16 protein-coding genes, 1 pseudogene and 1 riboswitch are annotated in these 13,876 nt (G+C 69.0%); of the genes and pseudogenes, 13 read left to right on the forward strand and 4 right to left on the reverse strand.

The features are described from left to right. Positions 1 to 128 (reverse strand): annotated as a pseudogene (locus JL108_RS18700) (superoxide dismutase); the annotation flags it as partial. A gap of 188 nt (positions 129 to 316) precedes the next feature. On the opposite strand from JL108_RS18700, the gene JL108_RS18705 reads away from it, so the two are divergent. The 13 genes from JL108_RS18705 to JL108_RS18765 all read left to right on the forward strand — a co-directional run bounded on the left by JL108_RS18705 (position 317) and on the right by JL108_RS18765 (position 10,406). Continuing rightward, on the forward strand, positions 317 to 904 hold the full coding sequence (locus tag JL108_RS18705; protein ID WP_143912106.1) for a CDP-alcohol phosphatidyltransferase family protein: 588 nt from the start codon (positions 317 to 319) through the stop codon (positions 902 to 904). Next, positions 901 to 1,689 (forward strand): DUF881 domain-containing protein, encoded by a 789-nt coding sequence (locus tag JL108_RS18710; protein ID WP_205199636.1) that lies wholly within the window; start codon positions 901 to 903, stop codon positions 1,687 to 1,689. The genes JL108_RS18705 and JL108_RS18710 overlap by 4 nt, the downstream gene beginning before the upstream one ends. Beyond that, positions 1,686 to 2,018 carry a small basic family protein gene (locus JL108_RS18715; protein ID WP_143912109.1) on the forward strand — a complete coding sequence of 111 codons (333 nt, stop codon included), beginning with the start codon at positions 1,686 to 1,688 and terminating at the stop codon, positions 2,016 to 2,018. Before JL108_RS18710 ends, JL108_RS18715 begins: the two co-directional genes overlap by 4 nt. Beyond that, positions 2,011 to 2,727 (forward strand): DUF881 domain-containing protein, encoded by a 717-nt coding sequence (locus JL108_RS18720; RefSeq protein ID WP_185972982.1) that lies wholly within the window; start codon positions 2,011 to 2,013, stop codon positions 2,725 to 2,727. The genes JL108_RS18715 and JL108_RS18720 overlap by 8 nt, the downstream gene beginning before the upstream one ends. Further along, entirely contained in the window at positions 2,724 to 3,098 is a 375-nt protein-coding gene (gene gcvH, locus JL108_RS18725; protein ID WP_143912112.1) for a glycine cleavage system protein GcvH, read from the forward strand. Before JL108_RS18720 ends, gcvH begins: the two co-directional genes overlap by 4 nt. A gap of 120 nt (positions 3,099 to 3,218) precedes the next feature. Then, positions 3,219 to 3,644, forward strand: coding sequence for an FHA domain-containing protein (locus JL108_RS18730; RefSeq protein WP_143912114.1), 426 nt, complete (start codon positions 3,219 to 3,221; stop codon positions 3,642 to 3,644). After that, positions 3,641 to 4,354, forward strand: coding sequence for a MerR family transcriptional regulator (locus tag JL108_RS18735; protein WP_246065069.1), 714 nt, complete (start codon positions 3,641 to 3,643; stop codon positions 4,352 to 4,354). Before JL108_RS18730 ends, JL108_RS18735 begins: the two co-directional genes overlap by 4 nt. A 3-nt stretch (positions 4,355 to 4,357) precedes the next feature. Further along, positions 4,358 to 4,822 carry a bifunctional nuclease family protein gene (locus JL108_RS18740; protein WP_205199637.1) on the forward strand — a complete coding sequence of 155 codons (465 nt, stop codon included), beginning with the start codon at positions 4,358 to 4,360 and terminating at the stop codon, positions 4,820 to 4,822. A gap of 239 nt (positions 4,823 to 5,061) precedes the next feature. Beyond that, entirely contained in the window at positions 5,062 to 5,637 is a 576-nt protein-coding gene (locus JL108_RS18745; RefSeq protein ID WP_143912119.1) for a MerR family transcriptional regulator, read from the forward strand. Between the two features lie 274 nt (positions 5,638 to 5,911). Further along, a riboswitch (glycine riboswitch) is annotated at positions 5,912 to 6,002 on the forward strand. Positions 6,003 to 6,063: 61 nt separating this feature from the next. Continuing rightward, positions 6,064 to 8,898: an aminomethyl-transferring glycine dehydrogenase gene (gcvP, locus tag JL108_RS18750; protein ID WP_205199638.1), complete on the forward strand. Its 2,835-nt coding sequence runs from the start codon at positions 6,064 to 6,066 to the stop codon at positions 8,896 to 8,898. A 132-nt stretch (positions 8,899 to 9,030) separates the two neighbouring features. Beyond that, a complete protein-coding gene (locus JL108_RS18755; protein ID WP_205199639.1) occupies positions 9,031 to 9,402 on the forward strand; it encodes a hypothetical protein in 372 nt (123 codons plus the stop codon). A 121-nt stretch (positions 9,403 to 9,523) separates the two neighbouring features. After that, positions 9,524 to 9,919, forward strand: a complete 396-nt coding sequence (locus JL108_RS18760) for a hypothetical protein (RefSeq protein ID WP_143912123.1) — start codon at positions 9,524 to 9,526, stop codon at positions 9,917 to 9,919. 4 nt (positions 9,920 to 9,923) lie between these two features. Beyond that, positions 9,924 to 10,406 carry a hypothetical protein gene (locus JL108_RS18765; protein WP_205199640.1) on the forward strand — a complete coding sequence of 161 codons (483 nt, stop codon included), beginning with the start codon at positions 9,924 to 9,926 and terminating at the stop codon, positions 10,404 to 10,406. Positions 10,407 to 10,494: 88 nt separating this feature from the next. On the opposite strand, the gene cobA is transcribed toward JL108_RS18765, so the two are convergent. The 3 genes from cobA to cysD are packed head-to-tail and all read right to left on the reverse strand — an operon-like array spanning position 10,495 to position 13,873. Next, entirely contained in the window at positions 10,495 to 11,682 is a 1,188-nt protein-coding gene (cobA, locus tag JL108_RS18770) for a uroporphyrinogen-III C-methyltransferase (RefSeq protein WP_205199641.1), read from the reverse strand. Positions 11,683 to 11,684: 2 nt separating this feature from the next. Further along, on the reverse strand, positions 11,685 to 12,962 hold the full coding sequence (locus tag JL108_RS18775; protein WP_205199642.1) for a sulfate adenylyltransferase subunit 1: 1,278 nt from the start codon (positions 12,960 to 12,962) through the stop codon (positions 11,685 to 11,687). Then, positions 12,962 to 13,873 carry a sulfate adenylyltransferase subunit CysD gene (gene cysD, locus JL108_RS18780; RefSeq protein WP_143912127.1) on the reverse strand — a complete coding sequence of 304 codons (912 nt, stop codon included), beginning with the start codon at positions 13,871 to 13,873 and terminating at the stop codon, positions 12,962 to 12,964. Before cysD ends, JL108_RS18775 begins: the two co-directional genes overlap by 1 nt. Between the last annotated feature and the right edge of the window lie 3 nt (positions 13,874 to 13,876).

Genomic DNA, 13,876 nt, shown 5'->3' on the forward strand with positions numbered 1-13,876 from the left:
GCGGTGTTCAGGCCGTTGACGTAGTTCTGATGGTGCTTGTCGTGATGCAGCTCCATGATCTTGCCCGAGATATGCGGGTCCAACGCCCCATAGTCATACGGCAGATCCGGCAAAGTGTACTCAGCCACGCGTCCTCCTTCTATCGCGCGAACCGCAGTGGCTCGCGTCAGAGCGTTCTAGGGGAAGTAACACCCTCAGTCTCTCAGCCCTTCCCGGAGTCGCAAGACCGGGAGGTCCCGGCGGCGCGAGCGACCTGCGCGAGGCCCGATACCCTAGGCTGTTCTGCAGACATCGGCGAGCTGGCGAAGGAGGTCGGGTGACCGAGCGCAGTGGCGAACGGATCTTCACCGTTCCCAATCTCTTGAGCTTTGTGCGGATCGCCCTGGTCCCGGTCTTCCTCTGGCTGGTGCTCGGGCCGCAGTGGGACGTCGCGGCGCTGGCAGTACTGGTCATCTCGGGCATCACCGACTACCTCGATGGCAAGATCGCCCGCTCGCTCGGGCAGACATCGCGCCTGGGCGCGATCCTCGATCCCGTCGCGGATCGGCTCTACATCCTGGCGGTCGTCGTCGGGCTCGGGCTGCGCGACATCATCCCGTGGTGGCTGGCGATCATCCTGCCGCTGCGCGACGTGCTGCTGTTCTCGCTGATCCCGTTCCTGCGCACCCGCGGCTACAGCGCGCTCCCTGTGCACTTCCTCGGCAAGGCGGCGACGGCGGGTTTGCTCTACGCCTTCCCGCTGCTGCTGCTCGGCGACGGTGTGGGCGTCGTCGCCGACCTCGCCAATGTCTTCGGATGGGCGTTCACGATCTGGGGTGTCGGCCTGTACTGGTGGGCAGGCATTCTCTACACCTTCCAGTTGCGGCACCTGCTGTCCACCACGCCCGCGGTGCGCTCGACATGACGGAGGGCGCGGGCGCGCGGACGGGTCCTCGGGGAGCCGAATCCCTGCTGGACCGGATCTGGGACACCGCGCTCGAGGACGAGTACTACGCCCCGCACCATCGCCCGCCGCGTCGGGCGCGGGCCCTCTCGGCGATCACGATGCTGGCCTTCGGCCTGCTCGTCGCCACGGCGGCGGTGCAGACACGCGTCGGGCAGCCCGCCAGCGATCTCGAGCGGGCCGCCGTCATCAGCGATATCGAGAACCGCGAGAACCTGGTGGCCACGCAGCGCGCGCGGATCGACGAGCTCACCCACGAGGTCGAGGGGCTGCGGGCCGATGCCGACGCGGCGGGTGCGGGCACTGAGCAGAGCGGTGTCGTGGCCGCGGCGGTGCCGGTGGAAGGCCCTGGGCTGACGGTCACCGCGACATCCGGTGAGGGGCCCGGCGGACAGATCACCGATCAGGACCTGCAGCTGCTGGCGAACGGCCTCTGGTACGCCGGCGCGGAAGCGGTCTCGATCAACGGCCAACGCCTCGGCAGCATGACGGCGATCCGATGGGCGGGGGAGTCGGTCACCGTCAACTTCCGTCCGATCAGCGAGCCCTATGAGATCGCGGCGATCGGTCCGGCGAGCATGGGGGAGAGGCTGCGCGCCAACCCTTCCGGACGCCACTGGGCCCATCGTTCGACCGAGGCCGGCGTCTCCTGGAGTGTCGAGGAGTCGGAGACGCTGCGGCTCCCGGCCGCGCCGGACACGCGCCTGAGCCTGAACCAGGCGACGAAACTGCAGGAGGCTCCATGATCCCCGTCATCGGTCTGGCGATCGGTATCGTGGCCGGCATCGTGCTGCAGCCCACGGTTCCGGCCCCACTCCAGCCCTATGTGCCCATCGCGATCATCGCGGCACTCGACGCGGTGGTCGGCGCGGCCAGGGCGATCGGCGAGAAGCGGTTCGATGATCGAGTCTTCGTGGTGTCCTTCGTCTCCAATGTGCTGATCGCCGCCGCGATGGTCTTCCTCGGCGACCAGCTCGGCGTGGGATCGCAGCTGTCCACCGGCGTCATCGTGGTGCTCGGCATCCGTATCTTCGCCAATGCCGCAGCGATCCGCAGGCAGATCTTCCATGCGTGAACGTTCCCGGCGGGTGACGCGCCCGATGCAGGTGCTGATCGCGGTGCTCGTGGGGGCGCTCGCGTTCGCGATCGTGGCGCAGTGGCGGGAGGACGAGCAGCGCGACTTCGCCGGCGTCCGCGGTGCCGAGCTCGGCGAACTGCTGAAGTCCCTCGACGCGTCGAATCAGCGTCTGTCGCGTCAGATCTCCGAGCTGACCGCGACGCGCGACGAACTGCGCGACTCCACCGCCAGCGACGAGCAGGCCGAGGAGGCGGCTCGCAAGCGCGCCGACGAGCTCGCGATCCTCGCGGGCACGGCTCCGGCGGCGGGACCGGGGATCGCGGTCGACATCGACGGCGGACAGGAGGTCATGACCGCGGCGGTCCTGCTCGACGCGATCGAGGAGCTCCGCGACGCGGGTGCGGAGGTGCTGGCGGTCAACGGCACGGCGCGCGTCGTCGCCAACACGTACTTCCTGGACGATCGCGACGGCATCCGGGTCGGCGGACGACTCCTCGAGCCGCCCTTCGTGATCGAGGCGATCGGCGACCCGCACACGCTGGACGAGGCCGTGTACTTCCGCGGTGGACTGGCCGATCGGGTCGAGACCAAAGGCGGTACCGTGAGCGTCGAGCGGCGCGAGCGGTTGACGATCACCGCCTTGGCTGACGCGACCGACGCCCAGTACGCTCGATCCGCATCGACCGACCCGGAGGAGACACCGTGATCCCTGAGGACCTGCACTACAGCCGTGAACACGAGTGGGTGCGCGCGGACGGCGACATCGTGACGGTCGGGGTGACCCACTACGCGCAGGATCAGCTGGGTGACATCGTCTTCGTCGAGCTGCCGGCCGCGGGCGAGGCCGTCACGGCCGGCTCGGTCATCGGCGAACTGGAATCGACCAAGTCGGTGTCGGATGTCTTCTCGCCCGTCGACGGCGAGATCGTGGAGCGCAATGAGGCGCTCGAGAGCACGCCGGAGACCATCAACGGCGATCCCTACGGCGAGGGCTGGCTGCTACGCGTCCGCGTCGCGGGCGATCCGACGGAGGGCCTGCTGGACGCCGCGGGCTACGCGGCCCATATCGCGGGCTGAAGCGTCGGTGACAGACCACTAGGAGCAGTGCTCACGGGCTCTGTCGCGGGCCCGTCCCTCCTGCTAGGTTGGAGCCTGACGGTGAACGTGACCTTGAGACTGAAGAGGAGTTGGTGATCGATGTCCACGCCGGGTGGTTCCGACGACGACACGAACATGTTCCCGGCGATCGACGCCGACACCGAGGAGATGTCAGCCTCTGACATCTCGGCCGTCGAGAGTCTCCCCGAGGGCAGCGCGATGCTGCTCGTGCAGCGTGGGCCCGATGCCGGTTCACGATTCCTGCTCGACGCCGAGCAGGTCTCGGTCGGCCGGCATCCCTCGAGCGATATCTTCCTCGACGACATCAGCGTGTCGCGTCGTCACGCGGTCTTCACTCGTCGCGACCGGGGCTATGTCGTCTCGGATCTGGGGAGCCTCAACGGCACCTACGTGAACCGCGACCGCATCGACGGCGATATCGCGCTCAACGGCGGCGACGAGGTCCAGATCGGCAAGTACCGGCTCATCTACTTCCCTGGATCGTCCCAGGACGGGTCGGCGTGAGCGAAGCCCTCGGCGAAAGGCCAGCGCGTCTGGGGATCGGCAAGGTCCTCGACGAGTTGCGGCCGGATTTTCCCGAGCTGACGCTCAGCAAGCTGCGCTACCTGGAGACCGAGGGGCTCGTCGAGCCTGAGCGCACGGCCGCCGGGTATCGCAAGTACTCCTACGACGATGTCGAGCGGCTGCGCTTCGTGCTGCGGATGCAGAAGGAGAAGTTCTGGCCGCTCAGCCATATCCGCCAGGTGCTCGACGAGATCGATCGCGGTGCGATGCCCGAGATCGACGATCCGGCGCTGTTCGTGCCCGAGGTCGCGGTCGGCGAGGACGGGCTTCCCACGGTCGAGACCTTTGCCGAAGGGCGGGGTTCGACGCGCCTGACGCGTGACGAGCTGCTCGAGGCGGCCGGAATCGACGATGCGATGCTCTCGGAGATCGAGGGCTTCCAGCTCATCCGACGACGGCCGCATCAGCGGTTCTACAGCCGCGACGATCTGCAGATCGCCGCGTTGGTCGGCAAGATGGCCGGGCTGGGTATCGAACCGCGTCACCTGCGTGGTTTCCGGGCGGCGGCCGACCGCGAGTCCGCCCTGCTCGACCAGGCGATCCCGCGCGGTTCGCGGTCCAATCCCCAGTCGGCGACGCAGCTGATCGAGCTGGCCGCCACGATGGTGCGGTTGCATGCGGTCCTGGTGCGCGGGGAGCTGCGGGGCTGAGCGATGCGTGAGCTCGAGGTCATCGGCGTCCGGGTCGAGATGCCCACGAGTCAGCCGCTGGTGCTGCTGCGTGAGGTCGAGGGCGACCGCTATCTGCCGATCTGGATCGGTGCCGTCGAAGCGGCCGCGATCGCCCAGGCGCAGCAGGGCGTCCTCTCGCCGCGTCCGCTGACCCATGAGCTCATGGCGAGCGTGATCGACGCCCTCGGCGACGACATCGACGAGGTCCGCATCGTCGATGTCCGCGACGGCGTCTTCTTCGCCGAGCTGGTGTTCGGGTCCGGGGCCCTCGTCTCGGCGCGTCCCAGCGACGCGATCGCGCTGGCGCTGAGGGTGGGGACGTCGATCATGTGCGCCGAGGACGTGCTCGACCAGGCGGCGATCGACCAGGACGAAGACGAGGAGACTCAGGTCGAGCGTTTCCGCGAGTTCCTCGACTCCGTCGACCCCGAGGACTTCGAGGGCTGACATCACGCCGTGGACGCTGAGCCTCCCACGCGATCTCCCTCCGCACAGTGAGGGCGGTGAGTGGCCAACCGGCCTCGGACCCGCGTCTCGGGAGCGCCCGGGCAGGAGAGTCGGCGACACGCCGCGCCGGTCGTGGACGCGGGCAGACCTTCACCCTTAACTTGAGGGTGCACGTGGAAGTACACGAGTGTCGTTCCACGCGGTAGACTTCCCCTCACAGCCACGCAGGAAGGCGCACGATGATCGATCCGACCCACGGAGACGACTCCGCTGAGGCGCGCCAACGCGCCGGCGACCAGGGGCTGCTCTTCAACGATGACCTCGCGCCACTCCCGCAGGACACCGGTTTCCGCGGTCCTACGGCCTGCAACGCAGCGGGCATCACCTATCGCCAGCTCGACTACTGGGCCCGTACCGGCCTGGTCGTCCCCACGGTCCGCGATGCCACCGGGTCGGGCACCGCGCGCCTGTACTCCTTCAAGGACGTCCTGCTGCTGAAGATCATCAAGCGCCTCCTGGATGCGGGAGTATCGCTGCAGCAGATCCGTACGGCCATCGACCACCTGCGCCAACGCGGCACCGACGATCTCACCCAGGTCACGCTGATGAGCGACGGAGCCAGTGTCTACGAGTGCCGCTCCGCCGATGAGGTCATCGATCTCCTCCAGGGTGGACAGGGCGTCTTCGGCATCGCCATCGGCGGCGTCTGGAAGGAGATCGAGGGCACGCTCCTGGAGCTCCCCACCGAGCGGGCCGAGGCGGCCAGCGACATCACCGACGAGCTCGCCGCTCGCCGCGCCCGCAAGTCCAGCTGACACTCTCGCCCGCCGATGTTCTAGTGTCCTGCGGCGGAGGTTCGTTGCCGAGAGGCGTCGTCTGAGTGGATGCTCCGCAATCCCCCAAGGACTCCGTCCAGGGAGGTGCCCCCACGGCGGAGCGCGGGCAGGCTGGGGGTACCGCCCTGCACGGAGCGAAGCGGAGTGCTTGGGGGAGACGCCTTTCGAGTGACGCCAACGTCGCGGAGCGCCGCTCAGACGGCGAAAAGCGGTTATGAACTTTCGGCGCAGGGCACTAGACTCAGCAGTGCTGTTGACACGCGTGGGAGAGTCCGTGCTCCGCGCGGCGCCGAAGGGGCAATTCCTCCCCGGAACCTCTCAGGCACCCGGACCACGTGATCGAGGCACCTCTGAAGCGCTGTGACAGAGGGGGAGGCGCTCTGACCGCCGACCCAGGAGTTCCTCGTGACGTCCGCGCCCTTCGCCTCGCGCCACCTCGGCCCCCGTCCCTCCGACCAGCTCGCGATGCTGCGCCGGCTCGGATACGACTCGCTCGACGACCTGATGGCCGCGGCAGTGCCGCAGGGGATCCGTGGTGAGACCGAGCTGAGCCTGCCGCCCGCCGCGAGCGAGGCTGCTGCGACCGCGCGACTGCGCGCCCTCGCCGCCAAGAACACTCCCGGCATCGCCATGATCGGCCTCGGCTACCACCCGACCGAGACGCCGGCCGTGATCCGCCGCAATATCCTCGAGGATCCCGCCTGGTACACCGCTTACACGCCGTACCAGCCCGAGATCTCCCAGGGCCGGCTCGAGGCGCTGCTGAACTTCCAGACGATGGTGAGCGATCTGACGGGATTGCCCACCGCGAACGCGTCACTGCTCGATGAGGGAACGGCTGCCGCCGAGGCGCTCACCGTCATCCGGCGCGCATCGCGGGGCAAGGATCTGCGCCCGATCGCCGTCGACACGCGTCTGGCCCCGCAGACCTTGGCCGTGCTGCGCACACGGGCCGACGCGATCGGGATCGAGCTGATCGAGGCCGACCTCGCCGGAACGGAGCAGGTGGCGGACACCGCCGGGGCGGTGATCGCCTATCCGGCGGCGGACGGGGCCGTCACGGACCCGAGCGATGTCATCGCGGCCTCGCACGAGGCCGGCGGACTGGCGGTCGTCGTCGCGGATCCGCTGGCTCTGGTGGCCCTGCGCTCGCCGGGCGAGCTGGGCGCGGACATCGTAGTGGGCTCCACCCAGCGCTTCGGCGTCCCGATGTTCTACGGCGGGCCACATGCGGCTTTCATGGCGGTTCGCGACGGTCTGGAACGTCAGCTTCCCGGACGCCTGGTCGGTGTCTCGGTCGACGCGGCGGGACAGCCGGCCTACCGGCTCGCGCTGCAGACCCGCGAACAGCACATCCGTCGTGAGAAGGCGACGTCCAATATCTGCACCGCGCAGGTGCTCCTGGCGGTCGTCGCGGGCATGTACGCCGTCTACCACGGCGCGGAGGGGTTGCGGTCCATCGCGCTGTCGGTCCATCAGCACGCCGCGACGCTGCACGACGCGCTGAACGATGCCGGCATCGCCACGCTCCACGGGGAGTTCTTCGACACCGTCGTCGTCCGCGTCGAGGGGCAGGCTGACAGCATCGTCGCCGAGGCACGCAGCGAGGACATCCACCTGTGGCGCGTCGACGACGACCACGTCCAGGTCGCCTGCTCGCAGGTCACCACCCTCGAGCACCTGAACCGCGTGCTGAAGGCCTTCGGCGTCGAGGAACGTCGTATGCTCAGCGGTCGCACCTACCTGCCTGAACCGCTCGTGCGCCGCGACGACATCCTGACCCATCCGGTCTTCACCGAGCACCGCAGCGAGACGCAGCTGCTGAGGTACCTGCGACGTCTCAGCGATCGTGACTACGCCCTCGATCGCGGCATGATCCCGCTGGGCTCCTGCACCATGAAGCTCAACGCCACCACGGAGATGGAGCCGATCAGCTGGCCCGAGTTCGCCGATCTGCATCCCTTCGTGCCCGCGGCCGACGCCGCCGGCATGATCGAGCTCGTCGAGACCCTCGAGGAGTGGCTCGCCGAGGTGACCGGTTACGCGGCGGTCTCCGTTCAGCCCAATGCCGGATCCCAGGGCGAGCTCGCCGGTCTGCTCGCGATCCGCTCCTATCACCGCAGCCGGGGCGACGAGGCCCGCGACATCTGCCTGATCCCGAGCTCGGCGCACGGCACCAATGCCGCATCGGCCGTCATGGCGGGCATGCGCGTCGTCATCGTCGCGGCGTCCGAGGCCGGTGAGGTCGACCTCGACGATTTGCGAGCGACCTGTGAGCGACACGGCGACCAGATCGCCGCGATCATGGTGACCTATCCGTCCACCCACGGCGTCTATGAGCACGGCATCACCGAGCTCTGCGAGATCGTCCACGAGGTCGGTGGCCAGGTCTACGTGGACGGCGCGAATCTCAACGCCCTGCTCGGTCACGCCCGACCCGGGGAGTTCGGCGGCGATGTCTCGCACCTGAACCTGCACAAGACCTTCTGCATCCCGCACGGGGGCGGGGGCCCGGGTGTCGGTCCTGTCGCCGTCGCGGAACATCTGGCGGCCTTCCTTCCGACGCATCCGTTGCATCCCGATGCCGATCGACGCGCCGCGACCGGGGCGATCTCGGCCGCTCCGTACGGATCGGCCGGCATCCTGCCGATCCCGTACGCCTATATCGCGATGATGGGCGCCCAGGGGCTGACCGATGCCACCTCGGTGGCTGTGCTGTCGGCCAACTACGTCGCGGCCCGGCTGGCCGAGGCGTTCCCGGTGCTCTACACCGGCGAGAACGGGCTGGTCGCCCACGAGTGCATCCTCGACGTGAAGTCGGTCGCCGGACCCGCGGGCGTCACGATCGACGACGTGGCCAAGAGGCTCATCGACTACGGCTTCCATGCGCCGACCATGAGCTTCCCCGTGGCGGGGACACTCATGGTGGAGCCGACCGAGTCCGAGGACCTCGCCGAGCTGGACCGCTTCTGCGACGCGATGCTGGCGATCCGTGCCGAGATCGACCGGGTGGCGGCGGGCGAGTACGCCGACGGAGACTCGCCGCTGGCGGGCGCACCGCACGCCGCTCGCGAGCTGTTGGAGTGGTCGCACGGCTACTCGGTGGCGGAGGGCCTCTTCCCGACGGGCGCCACCCAGGACAAGTACTGGCCTCCGGTCGGCCGGATCGACCAGGCCTATGGCGACCGCAACCTGATGTGCTCCTGTCCGCCCCCGACGGCATTCGCCCCGCTCGACTGAGTCCCGCTCCGCTGGGCGGTGAGCTGTCCCGCACCTCGCGCAGGTCCGTGCGGGACAGCACCCCCCCCCCCCCGGCCCGGGGGGGGCCTGGAAGACAGGGCACGGCCGGGTCGACAACCTGAAAGGGACGGTATGAGCTCGCTCGTGGTCTACCTGACGAGTGCGTACGCCCTGGCGATCGCCGTGTACGCCGGCTGGCACAGCTGGCGCGGCTACCGCTTCAGCAATCCGTTGTTCTACGCTCTCGCGGTGCTGGAGGTCATCCTCGTCGGCATCCTCATCGGGGCGATCGTCGCGTACAACGGACGCGACCACGATGTCGATCCGGTGTTGTTCTTCTCCTATCTCGCGACCGTCCTCGTCGTACCGCCGGTCGCCGTGTTCTGGGGCGTCATCGAGAGGTCGAGATGGGGGACCGGGGTCGTCGTGATCGCCATGGTCACCGTCGCCGCGCTGATGTTGCGACTGCAGGGAATCTGGTCGGGCACCGGCTCCGCCTTCTGACCTGCCCTGCGCGCGGAAAGACGATGATGCGCCACGGCGCCTATAACGACCACGATGCATCATCATCGGTGCGGGCACTGCCTGTTCCGTGCGCTGGGCGGGGCCATAGGCTGGGGTCATCATGTCGTCCGACACTCACACTTCCCACGGCTTCGGCCGCATCGTGGTGGCCGTCTACGCCGTGTTCGCCCTGTCGGCGTCGGCACGCTCGCTCTATCAGCTGGCCACCAAGGCCGATGAGGCGCCTTTCGCCTATGGCCTGTCGGCGCTCGCCGGTCTGGTCTACATCGTCGCGACCTACGCCCTGGCCACGAACCGCCGGGGCCTCGCCACCTGGACGATCGGCTTCGAGCTGGTCGGGGTCGTCGTGGTCGGCTTGCTGACGGTCTTCGACGAGCAACTGTTCCCGGATGCGACCGTCTGGTCGACCTTCGGCATCCAGTACGCCTTCGTGCCCCTCCTGCTCCCTGTGGTGGGCCTCTGGTGGGTCTTCCGCAACCGCACGATCCGGGGCTGAGCCCGTGTGGTCTCGTCCCTACTCCCTGCGCTCGCGTTGGGTGCTGCCGGTCGGGCGAGGCGAGCTGTGGGACGCGCTGCTGTCGCAGCTCGAGTCCGGCGATCCGCTGCCGTGGTGGGGATCGGTGCGAGCGGTCGGCACCACACCGGACACGATCGACCTGCGCGCCGACACCGGTCTCGGATATCGCCTGGGGTTCACCGTGTCCGATCTCGAGCTCGCTCGCCCCGACCACTTGACCTTCTCGGCGGACGGCGATCTACGAGGGCGTGCGGTGGTCAGGTTTGTGCCGGCGCCGCGGTCGACCACGATCCTGCTGATCGAGTGGGACGTCGTCGCCACCCGAGCCTGGATGCGGAGCGTGGACCCGTTGGCACGTCCGCTCTTCGTGATCTCACACGCTGTGCTCATGCGCCGCGGCGAGCGCCGGCTCGCCGCCTGGCTGCAGGGCGGTGACATACGCACCTCTCGTCGCCGGGAGCGGTGACTTACGCACCTCTCAGTCGGCTCGAGAGGTGCGTACGTCACCGCCCTGAGGGGCGAGGGGTGCGTACGTCACCGCCCCAGGCGCGGGGTCAGGGCGTGAGCGCCGTGACGACATCGCCGATGACGACGATCGCCGGCGAGGTGGCGCCGACCTCCGCGGCCCGCTCCGCCAGCGTGCCCAGCGTGGCGACGGTGACCCGCTGATCGGGCGTACAGCCGCGTTCGACGACCGCAGCGGGCGTGGCCGGGTCGTGACCGTTCGCCACGAGCTCAGCCGTCGTAGCGGCCAGCCGCCGCACGCCCATCAGCAGCACGAGAGTGTGATCGCCGCGCCGCGGCAGCTCACCCAGCTCCTCGTGGCCGGTGACGACGCTGAAACCGCGCGCGACACCACGATGCGTGACCGGGATGCCCGCCGCCGCGGCCACCGCGATGGCGCTGGTGACTCCGGGCACCACCTCGACCTCGACACCGGCCTCACGGCAGGCGAGCAACTCCTCGCCGCCGCGTCCGAACACATACGGGTCCCCGCCCTTGAGTCGTACGACGACACGGCCCGCCTGTGCGCGGTCGACGATCAATCGGTTGATCTCGTCCTGGGGGATCGGGTGGCGGTCCGGAAGCTTGCCGACATCGATGACCTCCACATCGGGATCCAGCTCATCGAGGACGGCGAGGGGTGCGAGTCGGTCGGTGATCACGACATCGGCTTCGGCCAGCAGCCGCCGCGCCCGAGCGGTGAGCAGCCCCGGATCGCCGGGCCCGCCGCCGACGAGGGCGACCCGGCCGCCGGGGTGATGCGTCCGATGGCGTAGCGGGAGGTCACCGGTCTCGATCGCCGCGACGAGACCATTGCGGAGCAGGGCAGCGCGACGCGCATCGCCCCCGGCGTTGACCGCGATGGTGATGTCGTCCACCCGTCCGGTGGCCGGCGCCCACGCGGTCGCATGCTCCGGGTCGCCTCCCTTGAGGCACCAGATGCGGGACTCCTCGGCATCTGCGGCGACGGCGTCGTCGACCGCAGGGTCCGCCGTCGCCGTCTGGACGAGCCAGGCGCCCTCCAAGTCGCCGGTGCGATAGTCGCGGCGGAGCCAGGTGAGCGACTCGCGGGCGATGGTCGCGGCGAGCGAGTCGGTGACCTCCGGGGAGATCACCACGAGATCGGCTCCGGCGTCCAGCAATGTGGCGACCCGGCGGGTGGCCACATGTCCGCCGCCCACGACGACGACGCGTCGCCCGGAGATCCGTAGCGACAGCGGGAAGAGCGCGTTCGTCACCGTCAGACGTTCGCCGTCGCCAGCAGCGCGTCGCCGACCATGCCGGCGGCGAGCGTGTTGCCGTCGTGCGGGTCGACGATGAGGAAGGCACCCGTGCTGCGCGCGTCGACATAGGGCTCGGCGGGAACCGCTGAGGCGAGACGCAAGGTCACATGGCCGATGTCGTTCAGGCCGAGGGTGTCGGCCGGCAGCACCGAGGCGCTGTCGAGATCGAGGCGTCCTGTCACGGCCTTGACCAGGGCTTGCACGGTGCGGGTTCCGTGTTTGACGAGGACCTTGCTGCCCGAGCGCAGCGGCGCATCCGACAACCAGGCGAGCGTGCCCTCGATGTCCTGTGTCAGCTCCGGGGCGCCGTCGGCGGAGGCGATCAGATCGCCGCGGCTGATATCGATGTCATCGGCGAGACGAAGCGTGACCGACTGCGGCGCGAAGGCCTCGTCGAGCTCCTGGCCGGCCTGGTCGATGCCCACGACCCGGGTCGTGCGACCGCTGGCCAAGGCCACGATCTCATCACCGACGTGGACGACGCCCGAGGCGATCTGTCCGGCATAGCCGCGGTAGTCGCGGAACCGCTCGTCGGCGGCGCTCTGCGGACGGATGACGAGCTGAACCGGGAAGCGCAGCGGCTCACTGTCCGGCTCGCCCTTGGGCGACAGCTCCTCGAGGTGCTCCAGCACGCTCGGACCGCCGTACCAGGGCGTGCGCTCCGAGCGGGTGACGACATTGTCCCCGGCGAGGGCGGAGACGGGGATCGTGGTGACATCGGGCATCCCGAGGTCGCGCGCCGCCGCGATGACATCGGCGGCGACGGAGTCGTAGACGGCCTCGTCGTAGTCCACGAGGTCGATCTTGTTGACGACGACGACCACGTGCGGCACGCGCAGGAGCGAGGCGACGGCGAGATGGCGCCGGGTCTGCTCCTGCAACCCGCCGCGAACATCCACCAGGACCACGACGACATCGGCCGTGCTCGCGCCGGTCACGGTGTTGCGCGTGTACTGCACGTGGCCGGGGCAGTCGGCCAGGATGAAGGTGCGACGCGCGGTGGCGAAGTACCGGTAGGCCACATCGATGGTGATGCCCTGTTCGCGCTCGGAGCGCAGGCCGTCGGTCAACAGCGCGAGATCGGCGGCAGCGAGACCGCGATCCCTGCTGACGCGTTCGACCGCGTCGAACTGGTCGGCGAGCACCGACTTGGAGTCGAACAGCAGCCGCCCGACCAGGGTGGACTTGCCGTCGTCGACGGACCCTGCCGTCGCCAGCCGCAGCAGCGTGCTCATCAGAAGTAGCCTTCCTTCTTACGGTCTTCCATCGCGGCCTCGGAGATGCGGTCGTCCGCGCGCGTGGCGCCGCGCTCGGTGACGCGGGTCGCGGCCACCTCGGCGATGACATCCTCGACGGTCGAGGCAGGACTGGCGACGGCGCCAGTGCACGACATGTCGCCGACCGTGCGGTAGCGCACCTGACGCGTGCTGACCGTCTCACCGTCGCGGGGCTCGGAGTAGGGGCCGACCGCCAGCAGCATGCCGTCGCGCTCGAAGACCTCGCGGTCGTGGGCGTAGTACAGGCTCGGCAGCTCGATCTTCTCCGCGCCGATGTACTGCCAGATGTCCAGCTCGGTCCAGTTGCTGAGCGGGAAGACCCGCACATGCTGGCCGGGGGTGTGGCGACCGTTGTAGAGATTCCACAGCTCGGGACGCTGATTGCGCGGGTCCCACTGGCCGAACTCGTCGCGCAGGCTGAACACGCGCTCCTTGGCGCGGGCCTTCTCCTCGTCGCGCCGGCCACCGCCGAAGACCGCGTCGAAGCGGTGCTCGGAGATCGCATCGAGAAGCGGTTGCGTCTGCAACGGATTGCGGGTGCCGTCGGCGCGTTCGCGTAGGCGACCGTCGTCGATGTAGTCCTGGACGCTGGCCACTTCGAGGCGCAGGCCGAGACGCGCGGCGGTGTCGTCGCGGAATCGCAGGACCTCGGGGAAGTTGTGGCCCGTGTCGACGTGCAGCACGGCGAAGGGGACCGGGGCGGGCCAGAAGGCCTTCACCGCCAGATGCAGCATCACGACGGAGTCCTTGCCGCCGGAGAACAGGATCACCGGACGCTCGAACTCGGCGGCCACCTCACGGATGATGTGGATCGACTCGGACTCCAGCCACTGCAACTGGCTGAGCTCGCGGGAAGGTGTGAGTGTCATGGT

Source organism: Aeromicrobium sp. YIM 150415, from assembly GCF_016918125.1.
Taxonomy (GTDB): Bacteria; Actinomycetota; Actinomycetes; order Propionibacteriales; family Nocardioidaceae; genus Aeromicrobium; species Aeromicrobium piscarium.